The sequence below is a fragment of the Mycobacterium sp. E136 genome, from assembly GCF_001666865.1.
GTDB lineage: Bacteria > Actinomycetota > Actinomycetes > Mycobacteriales > Mycobacteriaceae > Mycobacterium.
On the sequence record NZ_LZJE01000049.1, the window covers coordinates 1 to 15,470 of the forward strand.

Annotated in this window: 14 protein-coding genes and 1 pseudogene; 4 read left to right on the plus strand and 11 right to left on the minus strand. The window is 67.7% G+C overall.

The window, feature by feature from the left end:
• On the minus strand, window positions 1-799 hold a 799-nt coding region (locus A5698_RS03730; RefSeq protein WP_231967290.1), incomplete at its 3' end, for a type IV toxin-antitoxin system AbiEi family antitoxin.
• Window positions 800-927: 128 nt separating this feature from the next.
• Window positions 928-2,376 carry a dolichyl-phosphate-mannose--protein mannosyltransferase gene (locus tag A5698_RS03735; RefSeq protein ID WP_231967292.1) on the minus strand — a complete coding sequence of 483 codons (1,449 nt, stop codon included), beginning with the start codon at window positions 2,374-2,376 and terminating at the stop codon, window positions 928-930.
• A gap of 116 nt (window positions 2,377-2,492) precedes the next feature.
• Between A5698_RS03735 and rsmI the strand changes: the two genes are divergently transcribed.
• Window positions 2,493-3,329, plus strand: coding sequence for a 16S rRNA (cytidine(1402)-2'-O)-methyltransferase (gene rsmI, locus A5698_RS03740; RefSeq protein ID WP_068293488.1), 837 nt, complete (start codon window positions 2,493-2,495; stop codon window positions 3,327-3,329).
• 26 nt (window positions 3,330-3,355) lie between these two features.
• Here rsmI and A5698_RS03745 read toward each other — a convergent pair whose 3' ends face one another.
• The 8 genes from A5698_RS03745 to metG all read right to left on the minus strand — a co-directional run bounded on the left by A5698_RS03745 (window position 3,356) and on the right by metG (window position 12,251).
• Window positions 3,356-3,712 carry a DUF1330 domain-containing protein gene (locus A5698_RS03745; RefSeq protein WP_067089535.1) on the minus strand — a complete coding sequence of 119 codons (357 nt, stop codon included), beginning with the start codon at window positions 3,710-3,712 and terminating at the stop codon, window positions 3,356-3,358.
• 14 nt (window positions 3,713-3,726) lie between these two features.
• The gene (locus A5698_RS03750) at window positions 3,727-4,962 is read right to left on the minus strand and encodes an aminodeoxychorismate synthase component I (RefSeq protein WP_068293490.1); all 1,236 of its coding nucleotides are present in this window, start codon (window positions 4,960-4,962) and stop codon (window positions 3,727-3,729) included.
• A gap of 12 nt (window positions 4,963-4,974) precedes the next feature.
• Window positions 4,975-5,877, minus strand: a complete 903-nt coding sequence (locus A5698_RS03755) for an RNA polymerase sigma-70 factor (protein ID WP_068293493.1) — start codon at window positions 5,875-5,877, stop codon at window positions 4,975-4,977.
• On the minus strand, window positions 5,874-7,049 hold the full coding sequence (locus A5698_RS03760; protein WP_068293495.1) for an NAD(P)/FAD-dependent oxidoreductase: 1,176 nt from the start codon (window positions 7,047-7,049) through the stop codon (window positions 5,874-5,876). Before A5698_RS03760 ends, A5698_RS03755 begins: the two co-directional genes overlap by 4 nt.
• A gap of 127 nt (window positions 7,050-7,176) precedes the next feature.
• The gene (sigJ, locus tag A5698_RS03765) at window positions 7,177-8,070 is read right to left on the minus strand and encodes an RNA polymerase sigma factor SigJ (protein ID WP_068293522.1); all 894 of its coding nucleotides are present in this window, start codon (window positions 8,068-8,070) and stop codon (window positions 7,177-7,179) included.
• Window positions 8,071-8,078: 8 nt separating this feature from the next.
• Window positions 8,079-9,284: an NAD(P)/FAD-dependent oxidoreductase gene (locus A5698_RS03770; RefSeq protein ID WP_068293498.1), complete on the minus strand. Its 1,206-nt coding sequence runs from the start codon at window positions 9,282-9,284 to the stop codon at window positions 8,079-8,081.
• A 61-nt stretch (window positions 9,285-9,345) separates the two neighbouring features.
• A complete protein-coding gene (gene gdhA, locus A5698_RS03775; protein ID WP_068293501.1) occupies window positions 9,346-10,695 on the minus strand; it encodes an NADP-specific glutamate dehydrogenase in 1,350 nt (449 codons plus the stop codon).
• A gap of 8 nt (window positions 10,696-10,703) precedes the next feature.
• Entirely contained in the window at window positions 10,704-12,251 is a 1,548-nt protein-coding gene (gene metG, locus A5698_RS03780; RefSeq protein ID WP_068293503.1) for a methionine--tRNA ligase, read from the minus strand.
• A 24-nt stretch (window positions 12,252-12,275) separates the two neighbouring features.
• On the opposite strand from metG, the gene A5698_RS03785 reads away from it, so the two are divergent.
• The 3 genes from A5698_RS03785 (at window position 12,276) to rsmA (ending at window position 15,244) form a co-directional block, all read left to right on the plus strand.
• Window positions 12,276-13,124 (plus strand): TatD family hydrolase, encoded by an 849-nt coding sequence (locus tag A5698_RS03785; RefSeq protein ID WP_068293525.1) that lies wholly within the window; start codon window positions 12,276-12,278, stop codon window positions 13,122-13,124.
• Between the two features lie 90 nt (window positions 13,125-13,214).
• Complete coding sequence (locus A5698_RS03790; RefSeq protein WP_156670598.1) at window positions 13,215-14,342, plus strand: resuscitation-promoting factor; 1,128 nt, start codon at window positions 13,215-13,217, stop codon at window positions 14,340-14,342.
• Entirely contained in the window at window positions 14,339-15,244 is a 906-nt protein-coding gene (gene rsmA, locus A5698_RS03795) for a 16S rRNA (adenine(1518)-N(6)/adenine(1519)-N(6))-dimethyltransferase RsmA (RefSeq protein WP_068293515.1), read from the plus strand. Before A5698_RS03790 ends, rsmA begins: the two co-directional genes overlap by 4 nt.
• 18 nt (window positions 15,245-15,262) lie before the next feature.
• Here the strand turns inward: rsmA and A5698_RS27805 are convergent.
• Window positions 15,263-15,470, minus strand: a pseudogene (locus A5698_RS27805) (serine/threonine protein kinase); the annotation flags it as partial.

The window sequence follows — 15,470 nt, forward strand, 5'->3', positions numbered from 1 at the left end:
GTTGCTCGAGCGAGAAGGATGGATCGACCTGCGTATCGTCGCGGAGCACAGCAGGCGATTCATTTTGCACCGCGCGTCCGATGTCGTGGACGTACTGACCGCGGTCCTCGCTGTGGTGTCGACCCTCGTAGTCGAAACCAACCTTGGGCTCGTCGTAACCCAGGTCGATGAAGGCCTCGCTGGCGCCGTCGGTAACCGCGATCTGAGTTCTCGGCGGCGGTAGCCCGTCGTCGATGAGGATGAGCCGTATACGGGTCTCCTGTGGCGATTGTGCTCCGCCGTCCATCAACCACAGCGCCGTTCGAGCGCGCGGCAGTCCCCGTGCGCGCGGATATCGATGACTCAACTCGACCACTTCCGACGCGGTCACACCAGTGGCTCGTGCCAGGGCATCCAAGTGGCGTACCGCGAGGTCACGGGGCAAATGCCGGGCGAGGTCGAATGCAGTGCGCGCCGGCGTGGCGACAGGCATACCGTTTATCAACCGAATGTCGTCGGCGTCGATCCGTTCGTTGCGCACAATGATCCCCCGCGGCGGTCGGCCGCTCGTCCAGATCATTTCGACGGGTGTTGCCGCGTCGACCCACAACGCCCCGTGCAAAGCGGCCGCGGCGCGTCCGGTGATGAGCCCACGCCGCCCCGACCATAGCCAGGCTCCGCGAATGCGTTGTTCGAGCGCTGGGACAACGAGCTTCGAGTGGTAGACGCCCGGGAAGATCGCCTGATAGTTCCATCGAAGGCTCGCTCGTGTCAGCGCACCTGCGGACACAGCCGTGCTTCCGATGAAGACGTCGTCCATACCGGGATGCTTGCCACGCGCGCCGACAAATCCGCTCGCCGAACGCAATTTTGCGTATAGGGTTGTGGATAACGTCGATCCACGACCCTACGCGCAAAAACAAGAGCGTGGCATCGGCACCGCCACGCTCAGCGCCAGGACGGCAGCCAGATCTGCATGTTCCACGTCGTCTGCGATATAGGGATGCCGGTCAGGATCGGGTACATCCACGCGAAGTTGGTCAGCACCAACGCGATATAACAGCTCACCGCGATCAGCCCCAGCGTTCGGCGCTCGGCGTTCTGGTTCGGCATGTGCAGAATGTCGCCGAGGATCAACGCGATCATCATCACCATGAACGGTGCCATCGTCGCCGCATAGAAGAAGTACATCTGGCGGTCGATGTCGGCGAACCACGGCAGGAAGCCCGCGCTGTAGCCCACCAACGCAACGCCATAACGCCAGTCGCGCTTGATGAATGCCCGCCAGATCGCCCATCCCAGAATCGGCACCGCGAGAAACCACATCGCGGGTGTGCCGACCAACATCACGGCCTTGACACACGACTGCGCGCCACACCCGGGCACATCCTGGTTGTCGATCGCGTAGAGCACCGGCCGTAGCGACATCGGCCACGTCCACGGCTTCGACTCCCACGGGTGATGGTTGCCATCGGCGTTGGTCAGCCCGGAGTGAAACCTGTACGCGGCGTAGGTGTAATGCCACAGCGAACGCAATGCGTCGGGGATCGGCAACACGCTATCCGGGCCGATCGACTGCCCCACCTCGTGGCGATTGACGGCCGTCTCGGAGGCGAACCATGGTGCATACGACGCCAGATACACGCCGAACGGAATGAGCACCAGCGCGTACAGCGACGGTCCCAGGTCGCGTCGGAACGCGCCGAGCCACGGCCGCGGAACCCGGTACTGCCGACGCGCCAGGATGTCGAACACCATCGTCATCACGCCGAAGAAGGCGATGAAGTAGACGCCTGACCACTTTGTCGCGCAAGCCAATCCGAGCAGCACGCCCGCGCCGAACCGCCACCACCGGACGCCGAGTCTCGGCCCCCACAACGTCTTGCCGATGCGGCCCTCCAGCAGCGCGAGGTGCATGCGCTCGCGTACCTGGTCGCGATCGACGATCAGACAACCGAACGCCGCCACCACGAACGTCACCAGGAACCCGTCGAGCAGCGCGGTGCGTGACGCGACAAAGCTCACCCCGTCGGCGGTGACCAGCAGTCCCGCGATACCGCCCACCACGGTCGACCGGCTGATGCGGCGCGTGATCCGCGCGACCAGCACCACGACGATCACTCCGCACACGGCACCGGTGAATCGCCATCCGAGCCCGGTGTAGCCGAACAGCGCCTCGCCGATCGCGATCAACTGCTTGCCCACAGGCGGGTGCACCACCAGGCCGTAGCCCGGGTTGTCCTCGACACCGTGGTTGTGCAGCATCTGCCAGGCCTGCGGCGCGTAATGCTTCTCGTCGAAGATCGGCGTCCCGGCATCGGTCGGTGAGCCGAGGTTGAGGAACCGCGTCACCGCGGCCAGTGCGGCGATGACGGCGGTCATCACCCAGCCCTGCATCCGGTCGACGGGCCCGAAGTCCGCGGCGGGCACCTGCGGCGCGGGGCTGATGACCGGGACCGCGCGCGGCGCTTTGGTGGCGGGGGCGGTCACGAGTGCGATCGTAGGCTGTCCGGATGAGCCTCGGCCGACTGCTCATCGGCGCCACGCCGCTGGGCCAACCCTCGGACGCCTCTGCGCGCCTGGTCGCCGCGCTGAAGGGCGCCGACGTCATCGCCGCCGAGGACACCCGCCGAGTGCGCACGCTGGCCCAGAACCTCGAGATCAGGACGGCCGCGAGGGTGGTCAGTCTCTACGACCAGAACGAGGCGTCGCGGGTCGCGGGCCTGCTCGACGACATCCGCGCAGGTGCGACGGTCCTGCTGGTCAGCGACGCCGGCATGCCCCTGATCAGCGACCCCGGCTACCGCCTGGTGACGGCCTGTATCGAGGCGGAACTCCCGGTCACGTGCCTGCCCGGTCCGTCGGCGGTGACGACGGCGCTGGCGGTCTCGGGGTTGCCGGCCGAGAGGTTCTGCTTCGAGGGCTTCGCGCCGCGCAAGCAGGCCGCTCGCCGGGCGTGGCTGACGACGCTGGCCGCCGAGCAGCGGACGTGCGTGTTCTTCGAGTCACCGCGCCGCCTCGCGGGCACGCTCGCCGACGCGGTCGACGTGCTCGGGGCCGACCGCCGCGCGGTGGTGTGCCGGGAGCTGACCAAGACGCACGAGGAGGTCGTCCGCGGAGGGCTGGCCGAGCTCGCCGAGTGGGCCGCCGACGGGGTGCTCGGCGAGATCACCGTCGTGCTGGCGGGCGCGGTGCCGAAGGCGGACCTCGACACGCTGGTCGCGGCGGTCCACAAGCTCGTCGACGACGGCGCGCGGGTCAAGGACGCGTGCGCCGACGTGGTCGCGGCGAACCCGGGCTCACCGTCACGGCGCGAGCTCTACGACGCGGTTCTGCGGTCCCGGCAATAGTCCGGCAATAGTCCCGGCCGCGAGGGTCAGCCGGTGATCGACCAGCGTGCCGTCGCGATCAACTCGGCGCGCTCCAACGCCTCCTCGCGGTGCACGTGCACCTTCGCGTACTCCTCGCTGCTGACCATCTCCAGAAACGCCGCGGGAGTCGGATATTCGACCACGAGGATCACGTCCCACCACGGCTTGGCCTCGTCGCCGATGACATATGCGGGGAGTTCGCCGCCGTAGCGCACGGTGGCACCCGCCTTCTCGAGAAGCGGAGCGACGCCCGCGCCGTACTGGAGATAGCTCTCCAGTCCGCCGGGCTCCTTGAACTTCAGGAGGTTCACCATCAGGATCGGCGCATCCGGGGCGAAAGTCGTCAGGGCAGGAAGGTCCATAGCCGCCCTGACTATCACAGCTGAGCGCCGGCCGTCAGTGATTGCATGATCGGTGCCGCCTTGTGCAGGCACTCCGCCCACTCACGATCCGGGTCGGAGTCGGCCGTGATCCCGCCCCCGACGCCGAGGACCGCGCCGCCCGAAGCGTCGAATTCGACGGTCCGGATCGCCACGTTCAGCTCACACCCGGCTACCGGCGACGCGAAACCGACTGTGCCGCAATACACTCCTCGTCGCACCGGCTCCCACCCGGCGAGCAGTTGACGTGCCCGCGCCTTCGGTGTTCCCGTCACCGACGCCGGCGGGAACGTCGCGTCGAGCACCTCCGACATCGGCACATCGGCCCCCACCTGGGCAGCCACCGTCGACACGAGGTGCCACACCCCGGGTGCCGGTCGCACGACCAACAACTCCGGAACGGTCACCGAACCGACGTCGGCCACACGTCCCAGGTCGTTGCGCACCAGGTCGACGATCATGATGTTCTCAGCCACGTCTTTGACCGAACAGCGGAGCGCGGCCGGATCCGCCGAGCGCGGCAGCGTCCCCTTGATCGGGCTCGACGCGATGTGCTCACCTCGCCTGCGCAGGAACAGTTCCGGCGACAACGACGCCACCGCCCCCCAGCTGCCGGCCACGTACGCGGCGCGCGCCGGTGCGGTCTGGTGCACGGCATCGGCGAAGAAGTCGAGCGTCGATCCGTCGAGTCGGCCGCGGAACTGCGTGCACACACACGCCTGGTAGACCTCCCCGGCCGCGATCGCCTCCAGGCACTCCGACATCCCGCGCCGATGCGCATCGCGGTCGGCCTGACCCCACTCGACGTGGAACGGCCGCGGCTCGACCGGCACTCGCAGCGCCTCGGCCACCCATTCCGGAATCGTTGCCTCGGAGAGGCTTTCGAACCACCACCGCCCGTCGCCGTCCTGGCGCAGCACACAATCGGACCAGCCGCCCGCGGCCTCGGGCATGCGCGGTCCCGAACCGTCGGCGGCCGCGTCCGGGTACGACAGATAGCCGAACCAGCCGCCTCCCACCGCATCTCCAGTGCCCGAACCCACAGGGACGTCGAAGACGCGCGCGCACTCGACCGGCACGACCTCGACGGAAGGCGCGATGACCGCACCCGAGCCGAACCATTCGCCGATCAAAGCGGCCGGCGGCGCCAGCCCGCGTTCGGCCGCGGCGTATCCGACGGCACGCAGAACCGCTGGGGCGCTGCCGAGGTCGCCGAGCAGGTCGATCCGCACCGACCCAGCTTGTCAGATGTTGCGCGTGACTTCCCGCGGGATGTCCACCCCGGCCAGCTTGTCCGGGTTGCGCATGACATAGAAGTGCGAGATCCGGTCCTCGGTGACCTCGATGGTGATCAGCCCCTCGAAGCGGTCGCCGAGGTAGAGCTTGAGGGCGGGCGCGTTGTTGTACATCGCCGGTTCCACGCGACCCGCCTCGCCCGCGACCCGCACCAGCCCGACCAGGACCCTGGCGACCTTCTCGGCGCCGACGACCGGCCGCCGGGCCGCGCTGACCTTGCCGTCGGAGTCCGCGGTCCACTGGACGTCGTCGGTCAACATCTCGAGCAAGGCGTCGACGTCACCGGTGGCCGCCGCCGCGAAGAACCGCTGCGTGATCTCCATCGACACCTTCGGATCGACCGGCTCGAACCGCTTGCGCCGCGACTGCACGTGTTCGCGTGCCCGGTGCGCCATCTGACGCACGGTGGCTGCCGACTTGCCGACGGCGTCGGCGATCTCGTCGTGGCTGAAACCGAACACCTCGCGCAGCACGAACACTGCGCGCTCGTCCGGGCTCAACGTCTCTAGCACGACGAGCATCGCCATCGAAACCGACTCCGCCAGCACGACATCCGACGATGCGTCGCGCGTGTCGAGCAGCAGCGGTTCCGGCAACCACGGGCCGACGTACTCCTCCCGCCTTCGGGACTGCGCCCGAAGCGCGTTGAGTGACTGGCGGGTGACGAGCTGGGCGAGGTAGGCCTTGGTGTCGTGCACCGTCGTCAGGTCCACCTCGGCCCAGCGCAGGTAGCTCTCCTGTAACACGTCGTCGGCTTCGGTTGCGCTGCCCAGGATCTCGTAGGCGATCGTGAACAGCAGCGGACGCAGCACCGTGAACCGTTCGGCGTGTTCGTCACCCGTGCCGTTCATCGGATCGCCGGCTCGGTCCCGTGCTCCGACGCCACCGCCTGCTGGCGGCGCGGGTTCGTCTTCCAGGTGTAGGACCCCGGCTTGTCGGCCTCGCCCCGGATCCATTTCAGCGTGTAGCGGCACACCTGCTCTTTGATCAGCGCACCGGTGCGACCACCGATGTACCAGCGCCGCGGCGTGTCGTCGACGTCGGCGAACTGGAATATGCCCGCCTTACGTCCCAGGCTGATGCACTGCCCGGCCATCGCATGGTTCACCGCGGCCGGGTCCTCGCCGGCCAGGCGTGCCAGCACCGTGTTCGCGGCCTGCGCGCCCAGCGGGAGGGCGGCCTGGCAGCTCATCCGCCACGGCTGATTCGACGGTGACGCCGCGTCGCCGGCACCGACGATGTGCACATCGTCGACGCTGGTGAGCGTCTCGTCGGTGAGCAGCCGGCCGAGCGCGTCGGTGGCCAGACCGCTGGCGGCGGCCAATCCGGGCACGCCGAATCCGGCCGTCCACACCGTGACCGCGCTCGGCACCTCGCGTCCGTCGGCCACCACCACGCGGTCGGCCCGGACCTCCGCGACGGCGCTGCCTTCGATCACGTCGACCCGCAGCTTGGCCAGCCGCTTGGCGATCGACCGGCGACCACTGGCCGCCAGTGACGGACCGAGCACGTCGGTCACCAACGTGACGGGGCGGCCGGCTTCGGCCAGTTCGGTCGCGGTCTCGATGCCGGTCAACCCGCCGCCGACGACCACCACCGGCGCCGAGGTCGGCACATCCGCCATCCGCGCGGTGAGTCGTTTGGCCTGTTCCAATTCACTGATCGGGTAGGCGAACTCGGCGGCGCCCGGCACCGCGGCGGGGACCTCCCCCGTGCTGCCGACGGCATACACCAGGTAGTCGTACGGCAGTGGCGTGCCGGACGTCAGCGTGACGGTGCGGGCGGCCGCGTCGATCCGCGAAGCCCCGTCGACCACGAGGCGCACGTCGGGTGACAGCACGGCCGCGTAGTCGGCGACGGCGTCGTCGTTGCCCGCGACCAGTTGGTGCAGGCGGATCCGTTCGACGAACTCGGCGCGCGGATTCACCAGTGTCACGCGGGCGTGCGGGGCGAGCCGGTTCGCGGCCATCACTCCGGCGTAGCCGCCACCGATCACAACGACGTTGTTGGTCAAATCGGTCATGTCGAACTCCTCGGGTCATCCGGCTTGCCGTGGCCGCCGGGGGTGGCGGTTCGGCTCAGAGCCGGTCTGACCTCGAGACACCGGGCATCAGGGCAGTGTGACATCTCCAGGCCGAATGTGGCAGAGGTCACTCGCGGCTGATGCTGCGGGGGATCGCGATGCCCGCGAGCTTGTCCGGGTTGCGCACGGCGTACAGGTTGGTGATCTTGTCGTCGAGCACCTCAAAGACGAAGAGACCTTCCAGGTGCTCGCCCGTGTAGATGACGACGGCGGGCGCGCTGTTGTAGATCGCCGTCTCGAAGCGCATCTCCGGCGTCTCCTTGGCGACCTCGAACAGCCGTGCCATGAGCGCCGCCACGCGACGCGCACCGACCACCGGCCTGCGGATGGCGGTGGCCTTCCCGCCGTGGTCCGCGGTCCAGGTGACGCCGGGAGACAGCAGCGACATCAGCCCCTCCATGTCACCGGTCGACGCCGCGGCCAGAAACTGCTCGGTGATCTGCTCGGTACGCCGTTCGTCCACCGGGCCGAAACGGTTGCGCCGCGCATGGACGTGTTCGCGGGCGCGGTGTGCCATCTGGCGCACGGTCGTCGCGGATCTGCCCACCGCGCCGGCGATCTCGTCGTAGTCGAAGCCGAACACCTCGCGCAAAACGAACACCGCGCGCTCGTCGGGCGTCAGCGTCTCGAGCAGAACCAGCATCGCCATCGAAACCGATTCGGCGAGCACGACATCGGACGATGCGTCACGCGACTCGAGCAGCAGCGGTTCCGGTAGCCACGGACCGATGTACTCCTCGCGCCGACGTGACCTCGTGCGCAGCGCGTTCAGGGCCTCGCGGGTCACCAGCTGCGCCAGGAAGGACTTCGTGTCGCGCACCGTGTCGAGCTCGACCTCGGCCCACCGCAGATAGCTGTCCTGCAGCACGTCGTCGGATTCTGTTGCACTGCCCAGGATCTCGTAGGCGATGGTGAACAACAGCGGCCGCAGGACGGTGAACCGCTCGGCATGGTCGCCCATCGCGGTGGTCACGTCCGGTTGACCACCTTCGGCGCCAGCGCCGCCTGGCGGGGCCGCGGGCCGCCCTTGAGCCAGAACGTCCAATCCGGCTTGCGGGCCGAGCGCCGCATCGCCCACAGCGTGCCCTTGCAGACGGCCTCCTTGAACGTGGCGACCGCGCGTCCCGCGAAGTAGACGTTGACCGGGGTGTCGTCCTTGCGGGTGAACTGCACCGTCGCGGCATGCCGGCCCAGGCTGATGCAGGACCCGGCGTACGCATAGTCGAACTCGGCGGGGGTGGTGCCGGCGATGCGGTTCAGCACGGTGTTCGCCCCCTGCGGGGCGAGCTGCGTCGCTGTGGCACAACACATCCGCAGCGGTTCGTTCGACGGGGCCGCACAGTCACCGACGGCGACGATACGCTCGTCGTCCACACTGGTCAGGGTCTCGTCGGTGATGAGGCGACCGATGTGGTCGGTGCTCAGGCCGCTCGCGGTCGCGAGGTCCGGCACGCCGAACCCGGCGGTCCAGATGGTCAGCGCGGTCGGGCGCACGGCGCCGTCGGCGAAGACGACCCCGCCGGCGCGTACCTCGGCGACCACGTCGGCCTCCATGAGTGTCACGCCGAGCTTGGCCAGCGCCTTGGCGGTGGAGCGCCGACCCGGTTCCGACAGCGACGGCCCGAGACGCCCGCCGCATACCAGCGTCACGTTGCGGCCCTGCTCGGCGAGCTCGGCGGCGGTCTCGATGCCTGTCAGGCCGGCGCCGACGACCGTGACCGGAGCCGCGGGATGCAGCTGCTCCAGTGCCGTGCGCAGCCGCTGTGCCTGCTCGAGTTCGGCGATCGGATAGGCGAATTCGGCCGCGCCGGGGACGGTCGTCGGAACCGTACCAGTGCTGCCGACGGCGTAGACGACGTAGTCGTAGTCGAGCTCGCGACCGGACTCCAGAACCACTGTGCGCGCCGCGGCGTCGATGCGGACCGCCTTGTCGACGACGAGCCGGATGCCGTCGCCGAGCAGCGTGCCGTAGTCGACCCCGGCGTCGTAGCCGGCGGCGACCATCTGGTGCAGCCGGATCCGTTCGACGAATTTCGGCCTGGGGTTGACCAGCGTGACGTCGACATCGGCGCGTACGCGGAGGTGGTTGGCCGCCAGGATGCCGGAGTAACCGCCGCCGATGACGACGACCCTCGTGAGATGGACCTTGTGTGTGCGTGCGGTGAATTCAGTCATGCCCTTTAGACACCGGCGGGCGCCCGGGCGTGACAGAGTGTGACGCGCGTCACATCGGCGGTCAGACCAGGCCCAGCGCCAGCATTGCGTCGGCAACCCGGATGAACCCAGCGATGTTCGCGCCCGCCACGTAGTTGCCCGGTTGGCCGTACTCGTCGGCGGTGACCAGGCAGCGGTTGTGGATGCGCCGCATGATTTGCTCGAGGCGCTGTTCGGTTTCGGCGAACGTCCACGAGTCGCGCGAGGCGTTCTGCTGCATCTCCAGGGCGCTGGTGGCGACGCCCCCGGCGTTGGCGGCCTTGCCCGGCGCGAAGGTCACACCGGCGGTCGCGAAATGTTTGACCGCGGTGGGGGAACACGGCATGTTCGCCCCTTCGGCGACGACGCGGCACCCGTTCTCGATCAGCGCCCGCGCCTCGTCGCCGTTGATCTCGTTCTGCGTGGCGCACGGCAGCGCGATCTCACACGGCACGCTCCACACGTTGCGGTCGGCGACGAACTCGGCTGTGCCGCCGCGCATCCCGGCGTACTCGGCGATCCGGCCGCGACGCACTTCCTTGATGTTCTTGAGGATGTCGAGATCGATGCCCTTCTCGTCCACGACATAGCCGCTGGAATCCGAACAGGCCACCACGGTGCCGCCCAGTTCCTGAATCTTCTCGATCGCGTAGATCGCCACGTTGCCCGACCCGGAGACCACGGCGCGCTTGCCCTCGAAGGTGTCGTTGTTGGCCCGCAGGATCTCGTTGACGAAAAAGACCGTCCCGTATCCCGTGGCCTCGGTGCGGACCTGCGAACCGCCCCAGGTCAGACCCTTGCCGGTGAGCGTGCCGGACTCGTAGCGGTTGGTGATCCGCTTGTATTGCCCGAAGAGATAACCGATTTCACGCATGCCGACGCCGGCGTCGCCCGCGGGGACGTCGGTGTACTCGCCCAGGTGGCGGTACAACTCCGTCATGAACGACTGACAGAACCGCATGACCTCGTCATCGGAGCGGCCCTTGGGGTCGAAGTCGGCGCCGCCCTTACCGCCGCCGATCGGCATGCCGGTCAGCGAGTTCTTGAAGATCTGTTCGAAGCCCAGGAATTTGACGATGCCCAGGTACACCGACGGGTGAAAGCGCAGGCCGCCCTTGAACGGTCCGAGTGCGGAGTTGAACTCGACGCGGAAACCCCTGTTGATCTGGACGGTGCCGCGATCGTCGACCCACGGCACCCGGAAGATGATCTGGCGTTCGGGTTCGCACAGCCGCCGGATCACCTCGGAGTCGACGTACTCGGGGTGCTTCTCGACCACCGGGCCGAGGCTGGTGAGCACCTCGTACACGGATTGGTGGAACTCGGTCTCGCCTGCGTTGCGCCGCGCGACCTCCTCGTAGAGGTCGTGCAGTTTCTCGTGTAGTCCGTTCACTTTTCGTATCACTCAGCCTGGTAGCGGGGGAACACACCGGTCGGCGCCGGTAGGGCGGTACCCGGCTTCAGCCGGGTGCCAATGGCGGCGAAGGTTCGGTCGTCGGGCGCCTGCCCGAGCAGGTCCAGCAGCTTGGCCGACGACTCCGGCATCACGGGTTGGGTCAGAAGCGCGGCGATCCGCACGACCTCGAGCGTCGTGTACAGCACCGTGCCGAACCGCCGCTGGTCGTCAGCCGACTCCGACTTGCGCAGCACCCACGGCTCCTGGGCGGAGAAGTACCTGTTCGCCGACCCGAGCACGGACCAGATCGCCTCCAGTGCCAGGTGCATGGCGATCGCGTCGTAATGACCGCGCACCCGCTCCGGCAAGGCGTCGGCCAATTCGAGCAACGCCGTGTCGTCGTCGGTGAAATCACCTGGCTCCGGAACGATTCCGTCGAGGTTTTTGGCCACCATCGACAGCGAGCGCTGCGCCAGGTTGCCCAGCTCGTTGGCCAGATCGGCGTTGATGCGGCCGATGATCGCCTCCTCGCTGTAGCTGCCGTCCTGGCCGAACGGCACCTCGCGCAGAAAGAAGTAGCGAACCTGGTCGAGCCCGAACGTGTCGACGAGGTCGACCGGATCGACGATGTTGCCGACGGACTTGCTCATCTTCTCGCCGCGGTTGAGCACGAACCCGTGCGCAAACACCCTGCGCGGCAACTCGATTCCCGCCGACATCAGGAACGCCGGCCAGTAGACCGTGTGGAACCGGATGATGTCCTTGCCGATCATGTGCAGATCGGCGGGCCAGAACCGCCGGAAGGCCTCCGACGACGTATCCGGAAAACCCACGCCGGTCAGGTAGTTCGTCAGCGCGTCCACCCACACGTACATGACGTGGTCGGGATGGTCGGGCACCGGCACACCCCAGTCGAACGTGGTGCGCGAGATCGACAGGTCCTTCAGGCCACCGGAGACGAAGCTGACGATCTCGTTGCGCCGCACTTCGGGCTCGACGAACTCCGGATGCGTCCGGTAGAGCTCTAGCAGCCGGTCGGTGTAGGCCGACAGCCGGAAGAAATACGTCTGCTCCTCGGTCCACGTCACCGGCGCGCCGGTTTCCACCGCGACCCGGACGCCGTCGGCGCCGACGGTGGTCTCGGCGTCGGTGAAGAACCGTTCGTCGCGAACCGAATACCAGCCCTTGTAGGCGTCCAGGTAGATATCGCCGGCGTCGTTCATCCGGCGCCAGATCTCCTTGGACGCCTCGTGGTGGTCGGCATCGGAGGTGCGGATGAACCGGTCGAACGAGATGTTCAGCTTCTCCTGCAGGCGCTCGAACACGTCGGAGTTCTGCCGTGCCAGGTCGGCTGTGGGAACACCGAGCGCCTTCGCCGCCTCGGCCATCTTCAGGCCGTGGACATCGGTGCCGGTCAGGTACCGGACGTCGAACCCGTCCAACCGCTTGAACCGGGCGATTGCGTCGGTGGCGATGTACTCGTAGGCGTGTCCGACGTGCGGATCGCCGTTCGGATAGGCGATCGCGGTGGTGATGTAGAAGGGCTCGCTCATTTGAACTCAGCTTATGGTGTGGCGGTGAGCGAGAAGCGTCCAGGCAGAAGGGAGCAGCCCCCCGCCCCGGCTCCGCTGAGCCCGCTGATCGACGCGCACACCCATCTCGATGCGTGCGGCGCGTCGGACGCGGCGAGCGTGACCGCGATCGTCGACCGCGCCGCGGCGGTGGGCGTGCGGGCCGTCGTCACCATCGCCGACGATCTGGACTCCGCTCGCTGGGTCACCGAGGCCGCCGACGCCGACGAACGCGTCTTCGCCGCCGTCGCCCTGCACCCGACGCGGGCCGACGCGCTGACCGACGAGGCCAAAACCGTCATCGAGCGGCTCGCGGGTCATCCCCGCGTCGTCGCGATCGGCGAGACCGGCCTGGACCTGTACTGGCCCGGCAAGCTGGAGGGCTGCGCGGAACTCACCACCCAGCGAGAGGCCTTCGCGTGGCACATCGACCTCGCCAAGCGCACGGGCAAGCCGCTGATGATTCACAATCGGGACGCCGACGACCAGGTTCTCGACGTGCTGGAGGCCGAAGGCGCCCCCGAGACTGTGATCTTCCACTGTTTTTCCTCCGGGCCGGAGATGGCGCGTCGCTGTATCGACCGGGGCTGGCTACTGAGTTTGTCGGGCACCGTCAGCTTCAAGAACGCCAAAGCGCTGCAAGAAGCCGCGACGCTCATTCCGGCCGGGCAAATGCTCGTGGAGACCGATGCGCCGTTCCTCACGCCCCACCCGTACCGCGGCGCGCCCAACGAGCCCTACTGCCTTCCTTACACTGTGCGAGCGTTGGCGGAGATCATCGGTAAGCCGGCAGAGGTGGTCGCGCGGGAAACCGCGACGACAGCCGAACGCGCTTACGGCCTTGCGAGTTGCTGACTCGAGGCCTCTCCGTTACCGTCTTGTGACCGAAAGCGAAGTGCCACGAGGATGTGGCGCTCCGTCCGATAGTCGGGGATATACGACGTTTTGAACACTTTCATAAAACTCCACGAGGCACGTTCACCGTTACTTCGTCTGCTGGTCGGTGCGACGTTGCTCGCGCTCACCTTCGCCGGTGGCTACGCGGTAGCTGCGCACAAGACCGTCACGCTGACCGTCGACGGCAACTCGACGACGGTGGCGACCATGAAGTCGCGCGTGATCGACGTGGTCGAGGAGAACGGGTTCGACGTCGGTGAGCGTGACGACCTCTTCCCGGCCGCCGATCAGCAGGTCCACCAGGCCGACACGATCGTGTTGCGCCGCAGCAGGCCGTTGCAGCTGTCGCTGGACGGCCAGGACAGCAGGCAGGTGTGGACGACCGCGTCGACGGTCGACGAGGCGCTCAGCCAGCTGCAGATGACCGACAAGGCGCCCGCCGCCGCGTCGCGCGGCAGTCGAGTTCCGCTGGCAGGGATGTCGCTGCCCGTTGTCAGCGCCAAGACGGTGCACATCAACGACGGCGGAGCCACGCGCACGGTCACGTTGGCCGCCCCCGATGTGGCCGGCTTACTGGCCGCGGCGGGCGCTCCGCTCGAGCAGCGCGACACCGTGGTTCCCGCGCCGTCGGCCCCCGTCACCGACGGCATGCAGGTCGATGTGACGCGCAATCGCATCGACAAGATCGCCGAGCGCGTGCCCCTGCCGCCCGGCCTCAAGCGCATCGAGGATCCGTCCCTGAACCAGAGCCGCGAGGTCGTCGAGGACCCGGGGATGCCGGGCACGCAGGACGTGATCTTTGCGGTGGCCAAACTCAACGGCATCGAGACAGGAAGATTGCCAGTAGCCAATGTCGTCGTGGCCCCCGCCCGTGAAGGCGTCGTGCGGGTGGGCACCAAACCCGGCACCGAGGTGCCGCCGGTCTCCAACGGCTCCACGTGGGACGCCCTTGCGCGGTGTGAAGCCGGTGGTAATTGGGCGATCAACACCGGGAACGGATTTTACGGTGGCGTCCAATTCGACCAAAACACATGGGAGCGCAACGGTGGTCTGCGGTATGCTGCGAGAGCCGATTTGGCGACAAGAGAAGAACAAATAGCGATTGCTGAAGTCACTCGGGCGCGACAAGGGTGGGGCGCGTGGCCGACTTGTAGCGGGAGGATTGGTGCGCGCTGACCATTCGACTACTCGGGCGGACCGAGATACGACAACTGGCGAAGGCGATCGACTTCCGGCCCCGCAAATCCTTCGGCCAGAACTTCGTCCATGACGCCAACACCGTACGGCGGATCGTTTCGTCGTCCGGTGTGCACAAGCATGACCACGTGCTCGAGGTCGGGCCCGGTCTGGGCTCGCTGACGCTGGCGCTGCTCGATCGCGGCGCGCGGGTGACCGCCGTCGAAATCGATCCTGTGCTGGCCCAGCAGCTACCGACCACGATCGCCGAGCACTCGCACAGCGAGATCAACCGGCTCACCGTGCTCAACCGCGACATCCTCGGATTGCGCCGCGACGAGCTCGACGAGGAGCCGACGGCCCTGGTCGCCAACCTGCCGTACAACATCGCGGTTCCGGCGCTGCTGCATCTGATGGCCGAGTTCCCCTCGATCCGCACCGTGATGGTGATGGTGCAGGCCGAGGTCGCCGAGCGCCTCGCTGCCGAACCCGGCGGCAAGGACTACGGCGTGCCCAGCGCCAAGGTGCGCTTCTTCGGCAAGGTCCGCCGGTACGGCATGGTGTCGCCGACGGTGTTCTGGCCGATTCCGCGGGTGTACTCGGGCCTGGTCGGCATCGAGCGCTACGAGACGTCGCCGTGGCCCACCGACGAGTCTTTCCGTGAGCAGGTGTTCGCGCTGATCGACATCGCGTTCGCCCAGCGGCGGAAGACGGCGCGCAACGCGTTCGCCGAATGGGCTGGTTCGGGTAACGAGTCGGCGCGCAGGCTGCTCGCGGCCAGCATCGACCCGTCGCGCCGCGGTGAGACCCTCTCGATCGCCGATTTCGTCCGGCTGCTGCAGCGGTCCGGGGAGGTCGACGAGCCGACGTCGAGATCCAAGGGCTCGATCACCGTCCGCTGACGTCTCGCGCCGCGGGGTCTACTGCAACGCGCGGACGATCAACGCGATGAACTCGCGGCACGACTGATACCGGTCAGCGGGCGTCTTCGCCAACGCCTTGGCCATGATCGAGTCGAAAGCGCGCGGCAGCCAGTCGATTTCCCGTGAGAACCGCGGCGGCGGGTGATGCAGGTGCGCCTCGACCAGCCCCACTCGGGAGTCCTCCCGATACGGCGGCGATCCGGTG